This is a genomic window from Stenotrophomonas sp. YJH_SMC_138 (assembly GCF_059369855.1).
Window position 1 is genome coordinate 711,886 of the sequence record NZ_JCAFTB010000001.1, and the last position, 21,842, is coordinate 733,727.

Genomic DNA, 21,842 nt, shown 5'->3' on the forward strand with positions numbered 1-21,842 from the left:
GCATCCCGATTCTATCGGCAGCGAAAAGCGGATACAGCAACGGCGGGTTTCCCCGCCGTAGCTGGTGAAGCAGTGACCGGTTGCCGGCCAGCGGCCGGCACCACCGGTTACTTGGCTTCAGCCTTGGCCAGCATGTCCTGGACCGAGGCCGTGGTGATCGGGTGGTAGCCCGGCTTGGCCTTTTCAAAGGCCTGCTTGGCCAGCTCCAGCCCCTTCGGGGTCTTCACCAGTTCGGCGTAGATCGGCAGGATCAGCTTGCGACGGCCGACGCGCTCGATGAACGCGGCAGCACCTTCATTGGCCTGCTCGTAGCCGCTGCGGATCGCCAGCGGGTACCAGCGCATGGCGATCTCGCCATTCGGGGTGCCGGTGAAGTGGAACGCCTTGTCCAGCGTGGCCAGCTTGTCCAGCGGCTGGGTCGCACCCAGGCCGTCGATGAAGCGCACCCATTCCTGCGTGCTCCAGTCGGCGATGACCTGGCTGCTCGGCACGGTGCCGGCGCTGGCGAAGGCAATGCGCGCGGTATCGACGCTGCTGAAGTTGCGCGACTGCGCCTTGGCCGCGAACGCCGGAATGCCCGGCTCGTCCAGCCACGCCTTCAGTTCGGCCTCGGTCACTGCCGAGGGATTCTTCGGCAGCAGGTTCTTCTTCATGTACGCGACGAACTGGTCGGTGTTCGCGCTCTGGAAGGCATGGTCATCGAACCAGCCGCGCAGGAACGGATCGAAGGTCTCGCGGCCGAAGCGCTGCTCCAGGAATTCCAGGAACCACGAACCCTTGACGTAGGCGACCTGGCTGAGGGCTTCGTCGGGGTCACGCTCGTTCAGCGGCGGCAGCGCCAGCGCCTGGTCGGCCGGGCTCATGTCCTTCACTTCGGCCAGCAGGTCGGTCTGGTCGATCTGCTTCTCCATCTCGGCCATCTCCTTGCCGTACAGGGCTTCGGTGATGCGGCCCTGGACGTAGGTGGTGAAGCCTTCATTGAGCCAGATGTCCTTCCAGCTGGCGTTGGTCACCAGGTTGCCCGACCAGCTGTGCGCCAGTTCATGGGCGACCAGCGAGACCAGCGACTTGTCACCGACGATCACGGTCGGGGTGGCGAAGGTCAGGCGCGGATTCTCCATGCCACCGAACGGGAACGACGGCGGCAGCACCAGCATGTCGTAGCGGCCCCAGCGGTATTCGCCGTACAGCTTCTCGGCGGCACCGATCATCTTCTCGGTGTCTTCGAATTCCTTGGCGGCCTTGTTGACCATGGTCGGCTCGGCCCAGACGCCGGAGCGGCCGGAGATCGGCTCGAACACGAGGTCACCGGCGGCGATGGCCAGCAGGTAGGACGGAATCGGCTGCGGCATCTTGAAGGTGTAGTCACCGTCACGCGCGGCCTTCGGATCGTTATCGGCGCTCATCAGCACCATCACGTCCGGGCGCGAGACCACGTGCGCGCTGTAGGTGAAGCGCACGCTCGGGGTGTCCTGCAGCGGCACCCAGGAACGGGCGTGGATGGCCTGCGACTGGCTGAACATGAAGGGCAGCTTCTTGCCTTCGGTCATCGACGGCGCCAGCCACTGCAGGCCAGAGGCGGTCGGTGCGGTGTGGTAGGTCACTTCCACCTTGGCCGGCTGTTCCGGGGTCTCGATGGTCAGCTTGCTGCCGAACACCTTGTCGACCGGGGCCAGCGCGAACTGCAGCGGGCTGCGCGCGCCATCGGCACCGACGGCCTCGACCTTGGACACGGTCAGCTCGCGGGTGTCGAGCACCAGCTGCCTGGCGTCCTTCTGCTTCCATTCCAGGGTGTAGGTGGCGGTGCCGCCGATCTGCTTCTGGTCGAAGTCCAGCTTCAGATCCAGCGCGATGTCCTTGATGACGACCTTGTCCGGCTCGGCATACGAGCTTTCGTCGTGGCTGCGGTTCTCGGCGTTCACGGGGGCGGCGGGGGCCTTTGCGGCAGTCGGGGCGGCGGCGGGCGCGGCCGCCTCCTGGGAGCAGCCGGCGGCCAGGGCCACGGCCAGCGGAAGGAGCATCAGCGGATTACGCATGAATCGGGACCGTTACGGGGATCAAACCCCAATGGTACCTCCCTCCGGCCGCGCAGGCGTTGCGCGGTGCGGGGTAATGCAGGCCGGGGCCGTTCCTGCGCCTCCGGCGCATGCCAACCAAGGTTGGCATCTACAGGTAGGTGCCAACCTTGGCTGGCATCTACAGGTAGGTGCCAACCTTGGCTGGCATCTACAGGCAGGTGCCCACCTTGGTTGGCACGGATCCATCAACGCACGCGGCAGGCCCGTGCCGACCAAGGTCGGCACCTACCAGAGCGGATGACCGCAGCGGGCGAGTACCAACCAAGTTGGCACCCACCAGAGCAGGGCTTACAGCTTGTAGCCGGAGTGGATCGAGACGATGCCGCCGGTCAGGTTCTTGTAGTGGCAGCGCTCGAAGCCGGCCTGCCCCATCATCGCCTTCAGTTCGTCCTGCGGCGGGTGCTTGCGGATGCTCTCGGCCAGGTACTGGTAGCTGTCCGAATCGTTGGCGAACAGCTTGCCCAGCTTGGGCAGGATCTTGAACGAGTGGAAGTCGTAGATCGGCTTGAACCAGTCCGCGGTGACTTCGGAGAATTCCAGCACGCGGGCCTGGCCGCCCACCTTCAGCACGCGGTACATCTCGCGCAGGCCAGCGTCCTTGTCGGTCACGTTGCGCAGGCCGAAGGCAATGGTGACCAGATCGAAGCTGTTGTCCGGGAACGGCAGGGCTTCGGCGTTGCACTGCACGTAGTCCAGGCCGAGCACGAGGCCGCGGTTGGTCAGGCGGTCACGGCCGACCGACAGCATGCCGGCGTTGATGTCGCCCAGCACCACCGAACCCTCGGCGCCGACGCGCTCCTTCAGCAGGGCGGCGATGTCGCCGGTGCCGCCGGCCAGGTCGAGCACGCGGTCGCCCGGCTTCACCTGCGCGGTGGCCACGTAGTAGCGCTTCCACGCCCGGTGCACGCCCAGGCTCATCAGGTCGTTCATCAGGTCGTAGTTGCGCGCGACCGAGGTGAACACCTGGCCGACCAGCTTCTGCTTGTCCTTGGCGGCGACGTCGCGGAACCCGAAATGGGTGGTACCGGCTTTGTAGGGGGATTCGCTCATGGCCCCGATTATCGCACCGCCGGGGGCCAGCGGCACCCCCTGCCCGTATGATGGCGGGCCACGACTTACCGGAGCCCCGCATGATCACCACGCCCGACTACCAGGCCCTGCTGCAGACCGCCATCGCCGAAGCCCGCCAGGGCCTGGCCGAGGGCGGCGTGCCGATCGGCGCGGCGCTGTACCACAACGACGGCCGCCTGCTCGGCTGCGGCCACAACCGCCGCGTGCAGGAAGGCGACCCGTCGGTGCATGGGGAAACCGACGCCTTCCGCAAGGCCGGCCGCCAGCGCCGTTACCAGGACACCATCATGGTCACCACCCTGGCCCCGTGCTGGTACTGCTCGGGCCTGGTGCGCCAGTTCAACATCGGCACCGTGGTGGTGGGCGAATCGCGCACCTTCCAGGGCGGCATCGACTGGCTGCGCGAAAACGGCGTCAACGTGATCGACCTGGACAACCAGGAATGCGTGGACCTGCTGGGCGATTTCATCAGCCGTCATCCCGACATCTGGAACGAGGACATCGGCGAATGAGCCACGCGCGCTCGTCTCTGTAACACATTTAATGAACGCTTCAGCGCCGGTGCGCCCTTGCGCCGGCGGCCTTTGCGGGCATCGGCGTGACCGCGCGCACAGTCAGCCAGGCCACGCGCACACATTGCGGTAACACCCCACGCGGCTGACACGCCTACGGTGGGTTCACCGGGGCACCCTTTCCCCGGCGGAGCCAGCCATGTGCGCGCACGCCGTACGCCCTACGACAGACCCGATCCTCGATCCGATCCGCGAACGCTTGCAGCAGCAATATGCGCTGCACCGGCGCGGCGCGCCGTTCTGGACTGCCTATCAGCACATGCAACTGGAGCTGGTCCGCCGCCACCCGCTCGACCACGAACGCCTGTGCAATGCGATGGCCACTCTGGCCGAAGACCTCGGTGCGGTCGAACATGCGCAGTTGATCGGCCATGCCAACGCAGGCTCCACATCCCGCTGACGCGGCATGCACCGCCATATACGCCACACTCGGATGAACCCCCACTCCCTTTCCACTCAACCGAACTGGATTGTCATGCACGCTGAAGTCCCCACCATTCCTCCGGTCATCAACGTTGACGCCGAGCTTGACCACTGGCGCCGCCAACATGCCGAAGGCGCACTGCCGCACAACTCGTTCGGCTCGTACGTGCCGTGGATCAAGTTCGCCTGTGATTCGCTGATCACCCAGCCGCGCGCCAGCGAGGCCGAACGTGACGAGATGTTCCAGACCCAATACGCCCTGCAGATCATGCCGCGGCTGAGCGAAGCCCAGGCCCGTGAGTTCGTCGACCGTTGCTGGCAGCACGTCTACCAGAGCAGCCCGGTGCGCAGCCTGCAGGCGCCACGACTGCAGCGCATGCGCGCCTGACCGCCGCTGCACAACCCCTGCACGGGCCACTGCCGATCATCCTCGTCACATGAGTGGGACGACGACGATGAAAGCACGCAACCTGTTCAATACGATCGCCAAGAAGGCCGCGGCCGCCACCGGCTCGCCGTGGACCTTCCTGGCTGCAGTAGCGATCGTGGTGATCTGGGGCATCAGTGGCCCGGTGTTCGGTTTCAACGACACCTGGCAGCTGGTGATCAACACCGGCACCACCATCATCACCTTCCTGATGGTGTTCCTGATCCAGCACACGCAGAACGCGGATACTGCCGCGATGCAGATCAAGCTGGACGAGCTGATCCGGGCGACGGCCGAAGCCAACAACGAACTGTTGGATCTGGAAGAACTGGATGAAGCGCGCCTGGAAGAGATCCGCGCCGAGTACGAGCAGATGGCGCGCGAAGCCGGCGATGCGCTGGCGCGCGTTCGCGCCTGCCATGCGGCGCGGCGCGACGATGAAGCGGTATAGCAGGCCTCCGAATGACAATGCCGGCCAACGGCCGGCACTACCCTCGATCTCCAGGTAGGTGCCAACCTTGGTTGGCACAGGGCCAGCCGCCTGCGCTGACGCATCCGTGCCAACCAAGGTTGGCACCTACCAGAAGCATTGCTTACCCGCGCTCGTGCCAGCCGCCGCCCAGCACCTTGTACAGGGTGATGCGGTTGGCCTGCTGCGCCAGCTGCGCCTGCAGCTGGGTCTGCTGCGCGTTGTAGGCGGTACGCCGCGCGTCAAGCAGGGTGACAAAGCTGTCCAGCCCCGCGTCGTAGCGTGCCTGCGACAGGCGATTGGCCTGTTCGGCCGCTTCCACCAGGCGCTGCTGTGAACTCACCTGCTCATCCAGGCTGACATTCAACGCCAGCGCATCGGCCGTTTCGCGGAATCCCACCTGGATCGACTTCTCGTACTGCGCCAGTGCGATATCACGATCCGCGTTGGCGATGGCCAGGTTGGCGCGCAGCTTGCCGCCCTGGAAGATCGGCAGGGTGATCTTCGGCAGGAAGCTCCACACACGGGTGCCGCTGTCGAACAGGTTGGACAGTTCGCTGGAGCCGCTGCCGATGCTGCCGGTCAGCGAGATGCTCGGGAAGAACGCTGCGCGTGCCGCACCGATGTTGGCATTGGCGGCCAGCAGCTGGTGTTCGGCGGCCATGATGTCCGGGCGCTGCAGCAGCACGTCGCTGGGCAGGCCGGCCGGCGGCGGGGCCAGCGCCAGCAGCTGCGGTTCGATGCTGTCCGGCAGCAGTGCCGGATCGAGCTGGCCACCGGCCAGCAGCGCCAGTGCGTTGCGGTCCTGGGCCAGCTGGCCGCGCAGGCGCGCGGCATCGGTGCGTGCGGTCTCGACCAGGGTACGGGTCTGGGTCAGCTCCAGCGCCGAACTGCCGCCGCGTTCGTGGCGGGCCTCGGCCAGGCGCAGCGAATCCTCGTAGGTCTTCAGCGTGGCATCGGCGATCTTCAGCCGCTGCGCATCAGCCCCATAGGTCAGCCACGCGGTGGCGGTCTCGGCCACCAGGCTCAGCTGCGCGTTGCGGCGGTTGGCAGCCACGGCGAAGTACTGCTGCAGCGCCGCCTCGCTGAGGTTGCGCACGCGACCGAACAGGTCCAGCTCGAACTCGGCCACACCCACGCCCGCGCTGAACTGCTCGGTGACACCGGCATCGGTACCACGGCGGTCCATCTGGCCGGTCACGGCCACGCCGGGCACGCGATCGGCGCGCTGCACGCGGTACTGGCCACGCGCGCGCTCGACATTGAGCACGGCCACGCGCAGGTCGCGGTTGTTCTGCAGCGACTGCTCGATCACCTGCTGCAGGCGCGCATCGGTGAAGAAATCGCGCCAGCCGACGGCGGCGACATCGGCCACCTCGCCCTGCGCGGCCTCGGCCGGCCACTGCGCAGGAATCGCCGGAGCGACGGCGGTGTTCTTCGGCGCCAGGGTGGAGCAGCCGGCCAGCGCGAGCGTGGCGGCAATGGAGAGGAACAGGGATGCACTTTTCATGGGGATCACTTCCATCGGTACTGCCGGATGGCAGGAGGCAGTGCCGACCAGCGGCCGGCACTACCGTTTCGATAACGCCAGCCTGAGGCCGGCATGACCGTTTCAGGTCACGTCGTGGATCTGCGCTTGAACACGCGCTGCACCACCACGAAGAACAGCGGCACGAAGAACACGCCGAGCACGGTGCCGACGATCATGCCGCCGAGCACGCCGGTGCCGATCGCCTGCTTGGCGCCGGAGCCGGCACCGGTGGAGATCGCCAGCGGTACCACGCCCATGCCGAAGGCCAGCGAGGTCATCACGATCGGGCGCAGGCGGTCGCGCACGGCGTGCATGATCGACTCGATCAGGCTGGCGCCCTTTTCCAGGTTTTCCTTGGCGAACTCGACGATCAGGATCGCGTTCTTGCTGGTCAGGCCCACCGTGGTCAGCATCGCCACCTGGAAGTAGATGTCGCGCTCCAGGCCCTTGAAGGTGTTGGCCAGCACCGCGCCGAGGATACCCAGCGGGGCCGCCAGCAGCACCGCGGTCGGTACGCTCCAGCTTTCATACATCGCGGCCAGGCACAGGAACACGATCATCAGCGACAGCGTGTACAGCAGCGGCGTCTGCGAGCCGGCCTGGCGTTCCTGGTAGGACATCGCCGTCCATTCGATGCCGAAACCCGCCGGCAGCTGCTTGGCCAGCTGTTCGATCTCGGCCATGGCATCACCGGAGGCGACACCCGGGGCCGGTTCGCCCTGGATTTCCATTGCCGACACACCGTTGTAGCGTTCCAGGCGCGGCGAACCGTAATCCCAGTGCTTGGTAGCGAAGGCGCTGAACGGCACCATCTCACCCTTGTCGTTCTTCACGGACCAGAGATCGAAGTCCTCCGGCACCATGCGGAACGCCTGGTCGGCCTGCACGAACACGCGCTTGACGCGGCCACGATCGACGAAGTCATCGATGTATGAGCTGCCCCACGCCGCGGCCAGCGTGCCGTTGATCTGATCGATCGACAGTCCCAGCGAGGTCGCCTTGGCCGCGTCGATGTCGATGCGGAACTGCGGCGTGTCTTCCTGGCCGTTCGGGCGTACGTTGGCCAGCTTCTTGCTGCCTGCGGCCAGGCCGAGCAGCTGGTTGCGCGCGGCCACCAGTGCCTCGTGGCCCTGGCCGCTGTTGTCCTTCAGGAAGAAGGTGTAGCCCGAGGCGGTCCCCAGCTCCGGAATGGCCGGCGGCGGGAAGGCGAAGATGAAGGCATCCTTGATCTGGCCCAGGGCCGCCATCGCACGGCCGGTGATCGGCATCACGCCATTGTCGGCGTCACGCTCGCTCCAGTCCTTCAGCTTGACGAACGCCATGCCCGCGTTCTGGCCCATGCCGGCGAAGCTGAAGCCCTGCACGGAGAACACCGAGTCCACCGCATCCTTCTCGTTCTGCAGGAAGTGGTTTTCCAGTGCCGCGATCGATTCCAGCGTGCGTTCCTGGGTGGCACCGACCGGCGCCTGCACCAGCGCCATCAGCACGCCCTGGTCTTCATTGGGCAGGAACGAGCTGGGCAGGCGCACGAACAGCACGCCCATCAGCACGAACAGCGCCGCCACGATGCCCATGAAGCGCCACGGACGGTGGATGATGCCGCGCACGCCGCGCTGGTAGCTTTCGCTGGTGCGGTCGAAGCCACGGTTGAAGCCATTGAAGAAGCGACCGGCCAGGCCACGGTGGGCGACGTGGTGCTCACCCTTCTTCAGCGGCTTGAGCATGGTCGCGCACAGTGCCGGGGTCAGCACGATCGCCACCAGCACCGACAACGCCATCGCAGAGACAATCGTGGCCGAGAACTGCCGATAGATCACGCCGGTGGAGCCGCTCATGAAGGCCATCGGCACGAACACCGCCGACAGCACCAGGCCGATACCCACCAGCGCACCGGTGATCTGGCCCATCGACTTGCGGGTCGCTTCGAGCGGCGACAGCCCTTCCTCGGACATGATGCGCTCGACGTTCTCCACCACCACGATGGCATCGTCCACCAGCAAGCCGATCGCCAGCACCATCGCGAACATGGTCAGCATGTTCACCGAGAAGCCCAGCATCGCCAGCACGCCGAAGGTACCCAGCAGCACCACCGGCACGGCGATGGTCGGAATCAGGGTGGCGCGGAAGTTCTGCAGGAACAGGTACATCACCACGAACACCAGCACGATCGCTTCGATCAGGGTCTGCACCACGCCCTTGATCGACACGCGCACGAACGGGGTGGTGTCGTACGGGATCTCGGCCTTCAGGCCGGCCGGGAAGAAGCCCTTCATGTCTTCCAGCGCGGCATCCACACCGGCCGCGGTATCCAGCGCGTTGGCGCCGGTGGCCAGGGTGACCGCCAGGCCACTGGCCGGCTGGCCGTTGTAGCGGGTGACGAAGTCGTAGGACTCGGCACCCAGCTCGACGCGGGCGACATCACCCAGGCGCAGCTCGGCACCGTCCTGCGCACCGCGCACGATGATGTTTCGGAACTGTTCCGGGGTCTGCAGGCGCGACTGCGCGTTGATGGTGGCGTTGAGCTGCTGGCCCTTCACCGACGGCGCACCGCCGAGCTGGCCGATCGCCACCTGGGCGTTCTGCGCCTTGATCGCGGCGGTCACTTCCGGCACCGACAGGCCATAGGTATGCAGCTTGTTCGGGTCCAGCCAGATGCGCATGGCGTACTTGCCACCGAACACCTGGATGTTGCCCACGCCCGGCACGCGGCTCAGGCGGTCGACGACATTGGAACCGACGTAGTCGGCGATGTCGTTGGCGTCCATGCTGCCGTTCTCGGACACGAACGCGATGACGTTCAGGAAGCCCGAGCTGGACTTGGCCACGTTGATGCCCTGCCGCTGCACTTCCTGCGGCAGCAGCGGCATGGCCAGCTGCAGCTTGTTCTGCACCTGCACCTGGGCGATATCCGGGTTGGTGCCGCTCTCGAAGGTCAGGGTGATGGTGGCCTGGCCGTTGGACGAGCTGTTGGAGGAGAAGTAGATCAGGCCATCAAGGCCCTTCATGTTCTGCTCGATGATCTGCGTCACCGAGTCCTCGACCACCTTGGCCGATGCACCCGGGTAGGTGGCGCTGATTTCCACCGCCGGCGGTGCGACGTTGGGGTACATCGAGACCGGCAGCTTGAACAGCGCCAGGCCGCCGGCGAGCATGATGATGATGGCGATCACCCACGCAAAGATGGGTCGATCGATGAAAAAGCGTGCCATGGGGTTCTCCGCTTACTTCGCGTCGCCGGCCGGGGCGGCAGGCTGGGCGGCTGCCGCCGGCTTGGCCGGTGCGTCGCCCTTCTCGGTGGCCTTGACCGGCATGCCGGGGCCGATCTTCTGCAGGCCTTCGACGATGACCTTGTCACCGGCCTTCAGGCCGTCCTCGACCAGCCACTTGTCGCCGACCGTGCGGCTGACCTTGACCGGGCGCACTTCGACCTTGTTGTCCTTGCCGACCACCATCGCGGTGGTGTCGCCCTTCGGGTCGCGGGCGATGCCCTGCATCGGCACCAGCACCGCATCGCTGCGCACGCCGCCGCCGATCACCGCACGCACGTACATGCCCGGCATCAGCAGGCCGTCCGGGTTGTCCACCTTCACGCGCAGGCCGAAGCTGCCGGTGGTCGGATCGACGCTGACTTCGGAGAACTCCAGCGTGCCCTTGTGCTCGAAGGTGCTGCCGTCTTCCATCAGGATGCTGACCGGCAGGGTCTGGTTGTCCTGCAGGCGGCCGGCGGCCAGTTCGCGGCGCAGCTGCAGCAGCTCGGCCGAGGACTGGGTCAGGTCGACATAGATCGGGTCCAGCTGCTGCACGGTGGCCAGTGCGTTGGCCTGGCCGGCGCTGACCAGCGCACCCTGGGTGACGCTGGACTTGCCGATGCGGCCGCTGATCGGCGCGGTGATGCGGGCGTAGCCCAGGGTGACGTTGGCCGCATCCAGCGAGGCCCTGGCGGCACCGACGTCGGCCTCGGCCTGCTTCTGCGCGGCGACGGCGTTCTCCAGGTCCTGCTGGCTGACCGCATCGACCTTGGCCAGCTCGGTGATGCGCTTGGCACTCAGGCGCGCGGCATTGGCGGTGGCTTCGGCGCGGGCCAGCTGGGCGCGGGCGTTGTTGGCCTGGGCCCGGTAGCTGGCATCGTCGAGCTGGTACAGCGGCTCGCCGGCCTTGACCATGCCGCCCTCGGTAAACAGGCGCTTGGCCACGATGCCATTGACCTGCGGGCGCACTTCGGCGACCAGGAAGGCATTGGTACGGCCCGGCAGTTCGCGGGTCAGGCCCACGGTCTCGGACTTCAGCGTGACCACGGTGACGTCACCCGGGCCCTGCTCGGGGGCCTGGGGTTGGCCGCCGCAGGCAGCCACGGTCGCGGCGATTGCCAGCGACAGTGCAAAGGGTCGGATTCGGCTCAGCAACATGACGGAAAGGCTCTTGGAGGAAGGAATCTCAGAGGGAGCTGATATCGATGGACGTTCCCCTTCCGGTGAAAGCCCGCAGATCGCGCCCACCCGGGTGGAGTAGGCGCCGGACCGGCCTGCCACGCACACGACGGGAATGATGGGTGCGAAATATACATACATGATTGTTTGTTTGTAAACCGGTACAATTCAGCCACGTTTCACCCGCACTCGTACCCACACCCATGGCCCGCAAGACCAAAGAGGACACCCAGGCAACCCGGGAAGGCATCCTTGACGCCGCCGAAGCCTGCTTCCATGAACACGGCGTGGCCCGTACCACGCTGGAGATGATCGGTGCCCGCGCCGGCTACACCCGTGGCGCGGTCTACTGGCACTTCAAGAACAAGAGCGAGGTGCTGGCCGCCATCGTCGAGCGCGTGCACCTGCCCTTCATGCAGGAACTGGAGCGCACCTCCACCGACCAGCGCGACACCCCGGTGCACGACCTGCGCGCGGTGATGATCCACTCGTTCATCGAGCTGTCCGAGGACGAGCGCCTGCGCAAGACCATGGAGATCATGCTGCGCAGCGATGCGTCGGCGGACACCAGGGTGCTGACCGAAATGCAGCAGGCCGGATTCCGCGATGCGCTGGACCGGATGGAGCGTGCCCTGCGCCGCGCCCGCGATCTGGGCCAGCTGCGCGAAGGCGCCGACCCGAAAATCGCCGCGCGCATGCTGCACGCCACCGTGCTGGGCGTGCTGCACGGCGCGATGGTCGAACCGGAACTGATGGACCTCAAGCGCGATGGCATGCTCGCGCTGGACATGACCCTGGCCGCCTACGTGAAGGATGGTGTGTTCGTTCCCGGCACCGTCCCCGAGCCGCTGCCCGAGGCGTGAACGAGGCTGCTCCCATCACTGCGGCACCCCCTGCAAGGGCAGATCGATGATCCTGGACAACGTGGTGTGGGGCTTCATCGGGTGTGGCAGCGTCACCGAGAAGAAGAGCGGGCCAGCCCTGGCCAACACGCCGGGCTCACGGGTAGTGGCGGTCATGCGCCGCAATGCCGCATTGGCCGAAGACTATGCACGCCGCCACGCGATTCCGCGCTGGTACGCGGACGCCGATGCACTCATCGCCGATCCGGAGGTGAACGCGGTCTACGTTGCAACACCGCCCTCCACGCACATGCACTACGCATTGCAGGCGATTGCTGCGGGCAAGCCGGTCTACATCGAAAAGCCGATGGCCATGGACCACGACGAGTGCCAGCGCATCATCGCGGCCAGCGCCCGCAGCGGCGTGCCCGTGTTCGTGGCCTACTACCGCCGTGCCCTGCCCCGCTTCGCACAGGTGAAGCAGCTGCTGGACGACGGCGCGATCGGCACAGTGCGCGCCGTGCGCGCCACCCTGCACCGGCCGCATTCAGTGGATGCCGCATCGCCTGACTTCTGGCGGACCAACCCCGCGATCGCCGGCGGCGGGCTGTTCGTCGACCTGGGCTCGCATACCCTGGACCTGCTCGACCATCTGCTGGGGCCGCTGAGCGATGTGCGTGGCCTGGCCAGCTCGTTGACCGGCGCCTACGCCGCCGAGGACAGCGTCTCGATGTGCTTCCGCACCGGGACGGGGACACACGGCATCGCGCAATGGAGCTTCTGCGCGTTCCGCCGCCAGGATCAGATCGAGATCACCGGCGACCGTGGGCAGCTGCGCTTTGCCACCTTCGAGGACGTTCCGGTGGAGCTGGAAACCGAAGCGGGCGTGCAGGCCTTCGACATCCCGAACCCGTCGTCGATCCAGCAGCCGTTGATCGCCTCCCTCGTCGACGAACTGCGCGGCAACGGGCACTCGCCCTCGAACGGCATCAGCGCCGCCCGCACCAGTGCAGTGATCGACCAGGTGCTGCGGGACTACCGCACCCGGCAATCGCACTGACCGCACAGGAAAAAGGCCACCTTGCGGCGGCCTTTTCTGCTGCAGTGGGCGGGGTCAGCGCCCTCGCCACGGCGAGGGATCCGACCCCACCAGGCATTACAGGATGTAGCGGCTCAGGTCCGGGTCCTGCACCAGCTCACCCAGGTGCTTGTCCACGTAGGCGCTGTCGATGGCCAGGGTTTCGCCGTCGCGGTCCGGTGCCTCGTAGCTGAGCGAATCCAGCAGGCGCTCCAGCACCGTATGCAGGCGACGCGCGCCGATGTTTTCCTGGCGTTCGTTCACCTGGAAAGCGATCTCGGCCAGACGATCAATGGCATCGGCAGTGAAGCTGACCTTGACGCCTTCGGTGGCCAGCAGTGCTTCGTACTGCTTGGTCAGCGCGGCCTTCGGTTCGGTCAGGATGCGCACGAAATCGTTCTTGCTCAGCGCACCCAGCTCCACGCGGATCGGGAAGCGGCCCTGCAGCTCCGGAATCAGGTCGCTGGGCTTGGCCAGATGGAACGCGCCCGACGCGATGAACAGGATGTGGTCGGTCTTGATCGTGCCGTACTTGGTGGACACGTTGGAGCCTTCCACCAGCGGCAGCAGGTCGCGCTGCACGCCTTCGCGCGACACGTCACCACCACCCACGTTGTCGCCACGCTTGGCGACCTTGTCGATCTCGTCGATGAAGACGATGCCGTGCTGCTCGCAGGCCTCGATCGCGGCGGTGCGGATGTCGTCCTCGTTGACCAGCTTGCCCGCTTCTTCCTCGATCAGCAGCGGGCGCGCGGCCTTGATGGTCAGCGTGCGCTTGTGCGCCTTGGCGCCGCCGCCGAGGTTGGCGAACATCGACTTCAGCTGCTGGCCCATTTCCTCCATGCCCGGCGGGGTCATGATGTCCATGCTGACGTTGGCGGCCAGGTCGAGTTCGATCTCGCGCTCGTCCAGCTCACCGTTGCGCAGCATCTTGCGGAACTTGATGCGGGTCTCGTTGTCCTGCGCCGACGGCTCGTTGCGGGCGACTTCCGGATCGAAGCCGATGCCACCGCTGCGGCGCGGCAGCAGCGCATCCAGGATGCGGTCTTCGGCACGCTCTTCGGCCTGGGTGCGTACGCGCACCTTGGCCTGTTCGCGATAGAGCTTGACCGCGGTATCGGCCAGGTCGCGGATGATCTGCTCGACGTCCTTGCCGACGTAGCCGACTTCGGTGAAGCGGGTGGCTTCGACCTTCACGAACGGCGCGTTGGCCAGCGTGGCCAGGCGACGCGCGATCTCGGTCTTGCCGACGCCGGTCGGGCCGATCATCAGGATGTTCTTCGGCATCACTTCATTGCGCAGCTCGGGCACCAGCTGCATGCGGCGCCAGCGGTTGCGCAGGGCGATGGCCACGGCGCGCTTGGCGTCGTGCTGGCCGACGATGTGCCGGTCCAGTTCCTGCACGATCTCGCGCGGGGTCATGGTGGCGGAGGAAACTTCGATCTTCGACATGGATGTGCTCACGGATTCTTTGTCGGTAGTGCCGGCCGCTGGCCGGCAACCAGGCACGCGTGCGGGGAATCATGAGGTTGCCGGCCAGCGCCCGACGCTACCCTCACAGCTCCTCGACCACCACGTTGCGGTTGGTGTAGATGCAGATGTCGCCGGCGATGCCGATCGCTTCGCTGGCGATGGTGCGCGCATCCAGTTCGGTGTGCGCCATCAAGGCGCGTGCGGCCGACAGTGCATACGAGCCACCCGAGCCGATGGCGATGATGCCGTCCTCCGGCTCGATCACATCGCCGGTGCCGCTGATGATCAGCGAGGTTTCCTTGTCGGCCACCGCCAGCAGAGCTTCCAGCTTGCCGAGGCGGCGCTCGGTGCGCCAATCCTTGGCCAGTTCGACCGCAGCACGCTGCAGCTGGCCATGCTTTTCCAGCTTGGCCTCGAACAGCTCGAACAGGGTGAAGGCATCGGCGGCGGCACCGGCGAAGCCGGCCAGCACCTGGCCATCACGGCCGAGGCGGCGCACCTTGCGCGCGTTGCCCTTCATCACGGTGTGGCCCAGCGTGACCTGGCCGTCGCCGGCAATGGCCACGTGCTCGCCGCGACGGACGCAGACGATGGTGGTGGCGTGGAAAACGTTGGGGTTCTGACTGGGGTCCATGATGCCTCCGGGGTGACAGAACCAGAGGTGGGGACTGCGCTGCGCCCTTCAAGCCACCCGCGACCGGCTGCCGCAGGGGCAACGTTCAGCTTTCTCCGCTGCCCTCGTTGCTGCGTCGGCGCTTCGCGCGCGGATGCGCGGCGTCGTAGACCTTGGCCAGGTGCTGGAAATCGAGGTGGGTATAGATCTGCGTGGTGGCGATGTCGGCGTGGCCCAGCAGCTCCTGCACACCGCGCAGGTCGCCGGACGATTCCAGGATGTGGCTGGCGAAACTGTGCCGCAGCATGTGCGGATGCACGTGCTTGAACAGGCCCTGGCGCTGCGCCAGCTGGCGGATGCGGATCTGCACCGCGCGCTGGCTGATCGGCCCGTTGCGGCCGGGGAACACCGGCGAGGCCGGGCCGCCCCCACTTTCCGTGCGCCACGCCTGCAGGGCTTCGCGCGCGGGCCGGCCGAACGGCACCCGGCGCTGGCGGTTGCCCTTGCCCAGCACGTTCACCAACCCGCTGTCGAAATCCAGATCGCGCCAGGTCAGCGCGCAGACTTCGCTCAGGCGCAGGCCAGAGGAATAGAACAGTTCCAGCAACGCGCGGTCACGGCGGCCGAGCTCACCCTCCGGCTCCAGCTCGACCAGCTGCACCGCCTCATCGGCGTCGAGGACCTGTGGCAACCGGCGCGGTGCGCGCGGTGCCTTCAGCGTCGCTGCCGGGCTGACCTCGATACGCCCGTGCTTGAGCAGCCAGGCATAGAAGCTTCGGCAGGCCGACAGGCGGCGCTGCAGGCTCTTGGCCGACAGGCCACGCCGGTGCTCGTCGGCAACGAACTGGCGCACGGCCTCGGCATCCAGTGCCTCCACCGCCACGCCACGCGGCTCGGCCCAGGCCGACAGCGCGTCCAGGTCGCGGCGGTAGGCGTCGAGCGTATGCGCCGACATCCGCCGCTCCACCTGCAGGTGCTGCAGGAAGGCCTGTACCGCGCTCATCGCCGTCGCAACCTGCTCAGCCCGGGAAGCGCTTCAGGCCAGTGACCAGCGCGTCGCCCATCATGCGCAGGAACAACGTCCCCATGCCTGGGTAGAAGCGGTTCGGGTCGTGGCTGCCGACCGCGATCAGGCCCACGCCCGGTAGCGGCAGCAGCGCGGTGGTCTGCACTTCCTCGCTGCGCACGCCGTACAGCACGGCATTCTTTTCCGGCTGCAGGCGGCCGCAGATCGGCTCGCCATCGTTCAGGCAATCGCGGAACGGGCCCAGCTGCGGATCATCCGCGGCAATCACCTGCAGCCAGTCGGCCTGTTCCAGCCCGGCCACTGGCGTGTGCACCACCAGCCGCACCAGGTCGCCGGCGAAGTCTTCCTGCAACGAGGCGGCCATCGCGCGCAGGGTGTCAGCCGCGTTGTCCTGCTTCATCAGCGCCAGGGTCAGCTGGTGCGTGCGCACCGCCAGCCGCTCATTGACCTGGGCGGTCGCGCCCAGATCGGCCAACCGTCGTGCCAGCTCGCGGTTCTTCTCGCGCAGCACTTCCAGCTGGTAGCTGGCCAGCGACGCGGTCGGGCCGTCGTCACGCGGCACCACCAGGGTCAGGGCCAGGTCCGGGAACTGCTTGAGGAAGCCGGGATGACGCCGCAACCAGGCAGCGACTTCATGGGCCCCGAGCTTGTCGACGGTTTCGGTCATGCGATCCACTCCCCTTCGAAGACGAATGCGGTCGGGCCCGCCATCACCACCGGCTGGCCATCGCCCGGCCACTGGATGCGCAGGTCGCCACCGGGCAGGCTGATGCGGGCATCGCGCTGCAGGCGACCGCGCTGCATCAGGGTCACCGCGGCGGCACAGGCACCACTGCCGCAGGCCAGGGTCTCGCCGACACCGCGCTCGAACACGCGCAGGCGGGCGTGGGCCGGGCTCATCACCTGGGCGAAGCCCACGTTCACCGAGCGCGGGAACGACGCATGCTGCTGCAGCAGCGCACCGACGCGCTCGACCGGTGCAGCATCGACCAGGCCCACTTCGATCACCGCATGCGGGTTGCCCATCGACACCGCGGCGAAGCGTACGCTCTCGCCCTGCAGCGGCAGCAGGTATTCCTCGCGCGCGTGCGCAAAGCCCATCAGCGGCACGTTGGCCGGCTCGAAGGCGGGCACGCCCATCGTCACCGCAAACTGCCCTTCGCCCAGCACCTTCACTTCATGGCTGGCCAGCGGGCTGTCGATGACGAATGCATCGCCCTGCGCACTGCCCTCGCGCACCAGCCAGGCGGCGATGCAGCGCGCGCCGTTGCCGCACTGCTCGGAATTGGAGCCGTCGGCATTCCAGATGCGGTACGAGGCCACCGAACCGTCCGCACGCGGTGCCTCGATGGTCAGGATCTGGTCGCAGCCAACGCCGGTGTGGCGGTCGGCCAGGCGCGCGGCCAGCTCGGGCGTGGGCGGTGCGGTGCCGTCACGCAGGTCGATCACTACGAAATCATTGCCCGCGCCATGCATCTTGCTGAAACGCAGGGCCCTGGAACCGGCCTTACTCATTCCCGCTGCCCGCCTTCTTCGCGGGCGTGGGCGCCGGCTGGGTGGCCGGTGCGGCCGGCTCCACGGTCGTGGCCGGGGTGCCGCTGCCCTGGGTCTGCGGCGCAGTCGCCTCGGTGGCGGGCTCGGCAGCGGGTTCGACAGTTTCTTCCACCGGCACCGGCTTCTGCGGCAGTACCAGCGGGCCCTTGTTGCCGCAGGCGGCGAGGAGCAGCAGCGAGGCCGCTGCCAGCGGAATCAGGATGGCGTTTCGATGGGGGATCTTCATGCCCCGAGTATAGCCATTGGCGGCTGAGCGGTTGGTGCAGGGAATCGGGTGGCCGGCCAGCGGCCGGCACTACCGCCGGCGCTCAATCCGCGGGCGGCGGTGGCAGCGGCCGCGTCCACAGCCAGATTGCGACCACGGTCATGCTGCCGATCGAGAACCACTTCACCCAGGCGATCGGCACGCACCACAGCATGATGCCGGCGCATACCGCCATGGTGATCGTGGCCATCCACTTGCCATAGCGGCTGACCGCCCCGTGTGCCTGCCAGTTGGCGATGGCCGGGCCGAAACGCGGATGCTGCAGCAGCCAGGTATGCAGGCGCTCCGAACCGCGCGAGGCGGCCCAGGCCGAGATCAGGATGAATACGGTGGTCGGCAGCCCCGGAACGAAGATGCCGACGATGCCGGTGCCCAGGCTGACGTACGCCAGCAGCCACCATGCCCAGCGGAAACGCACCACGCGCGGCGTCGTGGCGCTATCGCGGGGTGCAGATGGCTCGGGCAGGCTCATGGCCGCAAGGATACCGGTTCGGGGTGCCAGGCAGCGCCCGGCGCCCCTTCGCCGTTACGGCTGGGCGATGCCCAGCTGCTGCAGCACGAACGCGTACGACTCGGACAGTTCGCGGTAGCGCTGGAAGCGCCCCGACTTGCCGCCGTGGCCAGCTTCCATGTTGGTGCGGAACAGGATCGGGTAGTGGCCGGTGTTGTCATCACGCAGCCTGGCCACCCATTTGGCGGGCTCCCAGTACTGCACCTGCGAATCCCACAGGCCGGTACCCACGTACAGCGCCGGGTACGCCTGCTGCTTCACGTTGTCATAGGGCGAGTAGGACAGCATGTAGTCGTAATACGGCTTCTGCTCCGGGTTGCCCCACTCGTCGTATTCGTTGGTGGTCAACGGAATGGTCGGGTCGAGCATGGTGGTGACCACGTCGACGAACGGCACCTGCGCCACCATCACCCGGTAATCCTGCGGCGCCTGGTTGGCCACCGCGCCCATCAGCAGGCCGCCGGCGCTGCCACCGGACGCGGCCACGCGATCCTTCGCCGCCCAGCCCTGTGCTACCAGGCCACGGGTGACGTCGATGAAGTCGTTGAAGGTGTTCTGCTTGTGCAGCAGCTTGCCGTTCTCGTACCAGTCGCGCCCCATCTCCTGGCCGCCACGGATGTGGGCGATGGCATACACCACGCCACGATCAAGCAGGCTGACCGCGGTCTGGTTGAAGTACGGATCCATCGACATGCCGTAGCTGCCGTAGGCGTACTGGAACAGCGCGCCCTTGCCGTCCTTCTGGTAGCCCTTGCGGTAGACCAGCGACACCGGCACCTTCACGCCATCGCGCGCGGTGATCCAGACGCGGTCGGTCTCGTACTTCGAGGCGTCATAGCCGATCACCGGCTGCACCTTCAGCTGGCGACGCTCGCCGGTGGCGGTGTTCAGCTCGAACACGGTGGTCGGGGTGGTCATCGAGGTGTAGACGTAGCGCAGCCACGGCGTATCGGCCTCGGTGTTGTCGCCCAGGCCCATCGAATAGGCCGGCTCGTCGGCCTTCACGTAGTCGCTGCGCCCGTCCTTGAACAGCAGGCGGATGCGCTCCAGGCCCTCGGACCGTTCGGCGATGGCGGTGTACGTGTCGAACAGTTCGAAGCCTTCGATGAACACCGCATCGTCGTGCGCGATCCAATCCTTCCATTGCGCGCGCGAGGTGGCATCGGTCGGCGCGGTGACCAGCTTGAAGTTCTTCGCACCGTCGTTGGTGCGGATCACCCAGCGGCCGTCATGGTGGTCGGCGTCGTACTCGACATCGCGCTGGCGCGGCGCCAGCACGGTGAAGGTGGTCGGGTCGCTGGCCGGCGCGTAGCGCTCTTCCGAGGACACGGTGCTGTGCACGCCGATGGTGATGAAGCGATCGTCGCGGGTGCGGCCGATGCCCATGTAGAAGCTGTCGTCCTTCTCTTCGTAGACGACGGTGTCGGCGCTGGCCGGGGTGCCCAGCACGTGCTTCTTCACGCGCACGGTCAGCAGCGTTTCCGGATCGTTCTCGACATACAGCACGGTGCGGTTGTCGTCGGCCCAGACCAGGTCGCCGGAGCTGCCGGTGATCACATCGGGCAGCACCGTGCCGGTGGCCAGGTCCTTGAAGCGGATCGTGTACTGGCGGCGGCCGACGTCATCGTCGGCCCAGGCCAGCAGCTGGTTGTCCTGGCTGACTTCCATCGAGCCGACGCTGAAGTAGCCCTTGCCGGCGGCCATTGCGTTGACGTCCAGCAGGATTTCCTCGGCCGCCTCCATGCTGCCCTTGCGGCGCGCGTGGATGGGGTAATCCTGGCCGGTCTCGAAGCGGCTGTAGTACCAGTAGCCGCGCTCGCGCGCCGGCACGCTGGAATCATCCTGCTTGATGCGGCCGGCGATCTCCTTGTACAAGGTGTCTTCCAGGGGCTTCAGCGGTGCCAGCAGCTGGTCGGCGTAGGCATTCTCGGCCTGCAGGTAGGCCAGCATGTCCTTGTTCTCGCGCTTGTCGTCGCGCAGCCAGTAATAGTCATCGTTGCGGGTCGCGCCGAACGGCGCCTTGACCACATGCGGATGCTTGGCGGCATCCGGCGGAACGGGCGGCGTGGCGGCGGTAGCAGTCGTGGTCATCAGGCTGGCGAGCAACAGGCAGAGGGTGGACTTCATGAGATAAGGCTCCTGGCGCATCAATGCAATGGTCTTCGACGGGGTCAGATCCCTTTTCCCGAAAAGGGATCTGACCCCAATCTCGGCAATGCGGCAACCCTGCGGAACGTCATGGGTTGCGCCGGCCGGCGTACCATGGGCACATGAGCACCCCGCCCCACACGCCGGGCTACAGCCGGCGCAGCCATGAAATCGCTCCGTTCCACGTGATGTCCCTGCTGGCCCGCGCGCAGGCGCTGGAACAGGCAGGCCACGATGTGATCCACCTGGAAATCGGCGAACCGGACTTCACTACCGCCGAACCCGTCGTGCGTGCCGGCCAGGCCGCACTGGCCGCCGGCCACACCCGCTACACCGCCGCGCGCGGCCTGCCGGCCCTGCGCCAGGCGATCAGCGGTTTCTACCGCAGCCACTATGGGCTGGATGTCGATCCCGAACGCATCCTGGTCACCCCGGGTGGGTCCGGTGCGCTGCTGCTGGCCAGCAGCCTGCTGGTCGATCCCGGCCGCCACTGGCTGCTGGCCGACCCCGGCTACCCCTGCAACCGCCACTTCCTGCGCCTCGTCGAGGGCGGCGCGCAGCTGGTGCCGGTCGGCCCGGACACCGCCTACCAGCTGACCCCTTCGCTGGCGGAACAGCACTGGAATGACGACAGCGTCGGCGCGCTGGTCGCCTCACCGGCCAATCCGACCGGCACCGTGCTGTCCGCCGACGAACTGGCGGCACTGTCGCAGGCCCTGCACGCGCGGGGCGGCCACCTGGTGGTGGACGAGATCTACCACGGCCTGACCTACGGCCTGGATGCGCCCAGCGTGCTGCAGGTGGACGACAGCGCGTTCGTGCTGAACAGCTTTTCCAAGTACTTCGGCATGACCGGCTGGCGGCTGGGCTGGCTGGTGGCACCGCCTGCAGCGGTACCGGACCTGGAAAAGCTGGCGCAGAACCTGTACATCAGCGCCTCCAGCATCGCCCAGCACGCCGCGCTCGCCTGCTTCAGCGAGGAATCGATGGCGATCTTCGAACAGCGCCGGGAAGCGTTCCGCCAACGCCGCGACTTCCTGCTGCCCGCGTTGCGTGAGCTCGGCTTCCGCATTGAAGTCGAGCCGCAGGGCGCGTTCTACCTGTACGCCGATGTCAGCGCGTTCACCGACGACGCGCAGGCGTTCTGCGCGCACTTCCTGGAAACCGAGCACGTGGCGTTCACCCCGGGCCTGGATTTCGGCTTCCATCGCGCCAACCAGCATGTGCGGCTGGCGTATACCCAGCAGGTACCGCGGTTGCAGGAGGCGGTGGCGCGGATCGCGCGCGGGTTGAAGCGTTGGCAGGGATCACGTTGAGGGTAGTGCCGGCCGCT

General features: G+C 66.9%; 20 protein-coding genes. 7 read left to right on the plus strand and 13 right to left on the minus strand.

Annotated features, from left to right (window positions below):
* Positions 1-107 precede the first annotated feature (107 nt).
* Together AC5P7I_RS03075 and ubiE are read right to left on the minus strand one after the other, a co-directional pair.
* Positions 108-2,036 (minus strand): M1 family metallopeptidase, encoded by a 1,929-nt coding sequence (locus AC5P7I_RS03075; protein ID WP_041863838.1) that lies wholly within the window; start codon positions 2,034-2,036, stop codon positions 108-110.
* A gap of 330 nt (positions 2,037-2,366) precedes the next feature.
* Positions 2,367-3,128 carry a bifunctional demethylmenaquinone methyltransferase/2-methoxy-6-polyprenyl-1,4-benzoquinol methylase UbiE gene (gene ubiE / locus AC5P7I_RS03080; RefSeq protein ID WP_005411082.1) on the minus strand — a complete coding sequence of 254 codons (762 nt, stop codon included), beginning with the start codon at positions 3,126-3,128 and terminating at the stop codon, positions 2,367-2,369.
* Positions 3,129-3,208: 80 nt separating this feature from the next.
* On the opposite strand from ubiE, the gene AC5P7I_RS03085 reads away from it, so the two are divergent.
* From AC5P7I_RS03085 to AC5P7I_RS03100, 4 genes are all read left to right on the plus strand, one after another.
* Entirely contained in the window at positions 3,209-3,661 is a 453-nt protein-coding gene (locus AC5P7I_RS03085; RefSeq protein WP_005419409.1) for a nucleoside deaminase, read from the plus strand.
* 199 nt (positions 3,662-3,860) lie between these two features.
* The gene (locus AC5P7I_RS03090; RefSeq protein WP_014648454.1) at positions 3,861-4,121 is read left to right on the plus strand and encodes a hypothetical protein; all 261 of its coding nucleotides are present in this window, start codon (positions 3,861-3,863) and stop codon (positions 4,119-4,121) included.
* A gap of 75 nt (positions 4,122-4,196) precedes the next feature.
* Positions 4,197-4,532, plus strand: coding sequence for a hypothetical protein (locus AC5P7I_RS03095; RefSeq protein ID WP_005411085.1), 336 nt, complete (start codon positions 4,197-4,199; stop codon positions 4,530-4,532).
* A gap of 67 nt (positions 4,533-4,599) precedes the next feature.
* Positions 4,600-5,022 (plus strand): low affinity iron permease family protein, encoded by a 423-nt coding sequence (locus AC5P7I_RS03100; protein ID WP_032961193.1) that lies wholly within the window; start codon positions 4,600-4,602, stop codon positions 5,020-5,022.
* 142 nt (positions 5,023-5,164) lie between these two features.
* Here the strand turns inward: AC5P7I_RS03100 and smeF are convergent, their stop codons facing one another.
* From smeF to smeD, 3 genes are all read right to left on the minus strand, one after another.
* Positions 5,165-6,565 carry a multidrug efflux RND transporter outer membrane subunit SmeF gene (gene smeF / locus AC5P7I_RS03105; protein ID WP_115444190.1) on the minus strand — a complete coding sequence of 467 codons (1,401 nt, stop codon included), beginning with the start codon at positions 6,563-6,565 and terminating at the stop codon, positions 5,165-5,167.
* Positions 6,566-6,657: 92 nt separating this feature from the next.
* Positions 6,658-9,780 (minus strand): multidrug efflux RND transporter permease subunit SmeE, encoded by a 3,123-nt coding sequence (gene smeE / locus AC5P7I_RS03110; RefSeq protein ID WP_014648457.1) that lies wholly within the window; start codon positions 9,778-9,780, stop codon positions 6,658-6,660.
* A gap of 12 nt (positions 9,781-9,792) precedes the next feature.
* Positions 9,793-10,977: a multidrug efflux RND transporter periplasmic adaptor subunit SmeD gene (gene smeD / locus AC5P7I_RS03115; protein WP_049439978.1), complete on the minus strand. Its 1,185-nt coding sequence runs from the start codon at positions 10,975-10,977 to the stop codon at positions 9,793-9,795.
* A 224-nt stretch (positions 10,978-11,201) separates the two neighbouring features.
* Between smeD and smeT the strand changes: the two genes are divergently transcribed.
* Positions 11,202-11,861: an efflux transporter SmeDEF transcriptional repressor SmeT gene (smeT, locus tag AC5P7I_RS03120; RefSeq protein WP_032961200.1), complete on the plus strand. Its 660-nt coding sequence runs from the start codon at positions 11,202-11,204 to the stop codon at positions 11,859-11,861.
* Positions 11,862-11,907: 46 nt separating this feature from the next.
* Positions 11,908-12,900, plus strand: coding sequence for a Gfo/Idh/MocA family protein (locus AC5P7I_RS03125; protein WP_014648460.1), 993 nt, complete (start codon positions 11,908-11,910; stop codon positions 12,898-12,900).
* Positions 12,901-12,996: 96 nt separating this feature from the next.
* Here AC5P7I_RS03125 and hslU read toward each other — a convergent pair whose 3' ends face one another.
* The 8 genes from hslU to AC5P7I_RS03165 form a co-directional block, all read right to left on the minus strand.
* Positions 12,997-14,370: an ATP-dependent protease ATPase subunit HslU gene (gene hslU / locus AC5P7I_RS03130; RefSeq protein ID WP_014648461.1), complete on the minus strand. Its 1,374-nt coding sequence runs from the start codon at positions 14,368-14,370 to the stop codon at positions 12,997-12,999.
* A 103-nt stretch (positions 14,371-14,473) separates the two neighbouring features.
* Positions 14,474-15,025: an ATP-dependent protease subunit HslV gene (gene hslV / locus AC5P7I_RS03135; RefSeq protein ID WP_005411093.1), complete on the minus strand. Its 552-nt coding sequence runs from the start codon at positions 15,023-15,025 to the stop codon at positions 14,474-14,476.
* An 85-nt stretch (positions 15,026-15,110) separates the two neighbouring features.
* Entirely contained in the window at positions 15,111-16,007 is an 897-nt protein-coding gene (xerC, locus tag AC5P7I_RS03140) for a tyrosine recombinase XerC (protein WP_046432594.1), read from the minus strand.
* Positions 16,008-16,023: 16 nt separating this feature from the next.
* On the minus strand, positions 16,024-16,698 hold the full coding sequence (locus AC5P7I_RS03145; RefSeq protein WP_014648463.1) for a DUF484 family protein: 675 nt from the start codon (positions 16,696-16,698) through the stop codon (positions 16,024-16,026).
* Positions 16,695-17,546, minus strand: a complete 852-nt coding sequence (dapF, locus tag AC5P7I_RS03150) for a diaminopimelate epimerase (protein WP_032961204.1) — start codon at positions 17,544-17,546, stop codon at positions 16,695-16,697. The genes AC5P7I_RS03145 and dapF overlap by 4 nt, the downstream gene beginning before the upstream one ends.
* The gene (gene lptM / locus AC5P7I_RS03155; RefSeq protein ID WP_014648465.1) at positions 17,539-17,811 is read right to left on the minus strand and encodes an LPS translocon maturation chaperone LptM; all 273 of its coding nucleotides are present in this window, start codon (positions 17,809-17,811) and stop codon (positions 17,539-17,541) included. The genes dapF and lptM overlap by 8 nt, the downstream gene beginning before the upstream one ends.
* An 82-nt stretch (positions 17,812-17,893) precedes the next feature.
* On the minus strand, positions 17,894-18,322 hold the full coding sequence (locus AC5P7I_RS03160) for a YbaN family protein (protein WP_262088151.1): 429 nt from the start codon (positions 18,320-18,322) through the stop codon (positions 17,894-17,896).
* 54 nt (positions 18,323-18,376) lie between these two features.
* Positions 18,377-20,488, minus strand: coding sequence for a S9 family peptidase (locus AC5P7I_RS03165; protein WP_262088152.1), 2,112 nt, complete (start codon positions 20,486-20,488; stop codon positions 18,377-18,379).
* A gap of 143 nt (positions 20,489-20,631) precedes the next feature.
* Between AC5P7I_RS03165 and AC5P7I_RS03170 the strand changes: the two genes are divergently transcribed.
* Positions 20,632-21,825 (plus strand): pyridoxal phosphate-dependent aminotransferase, encoded by a 1,194-nt coding sequence (locus tag AC5P7I_RS03170; RefSeq protein ID WP_262088153.1) that lies wholly within the window; start codon positions 20,632-20,634, stop codon positions 21,823-21,825.
* Positions 21,826-21,842 lie beyond the last annotated feature (17 nt).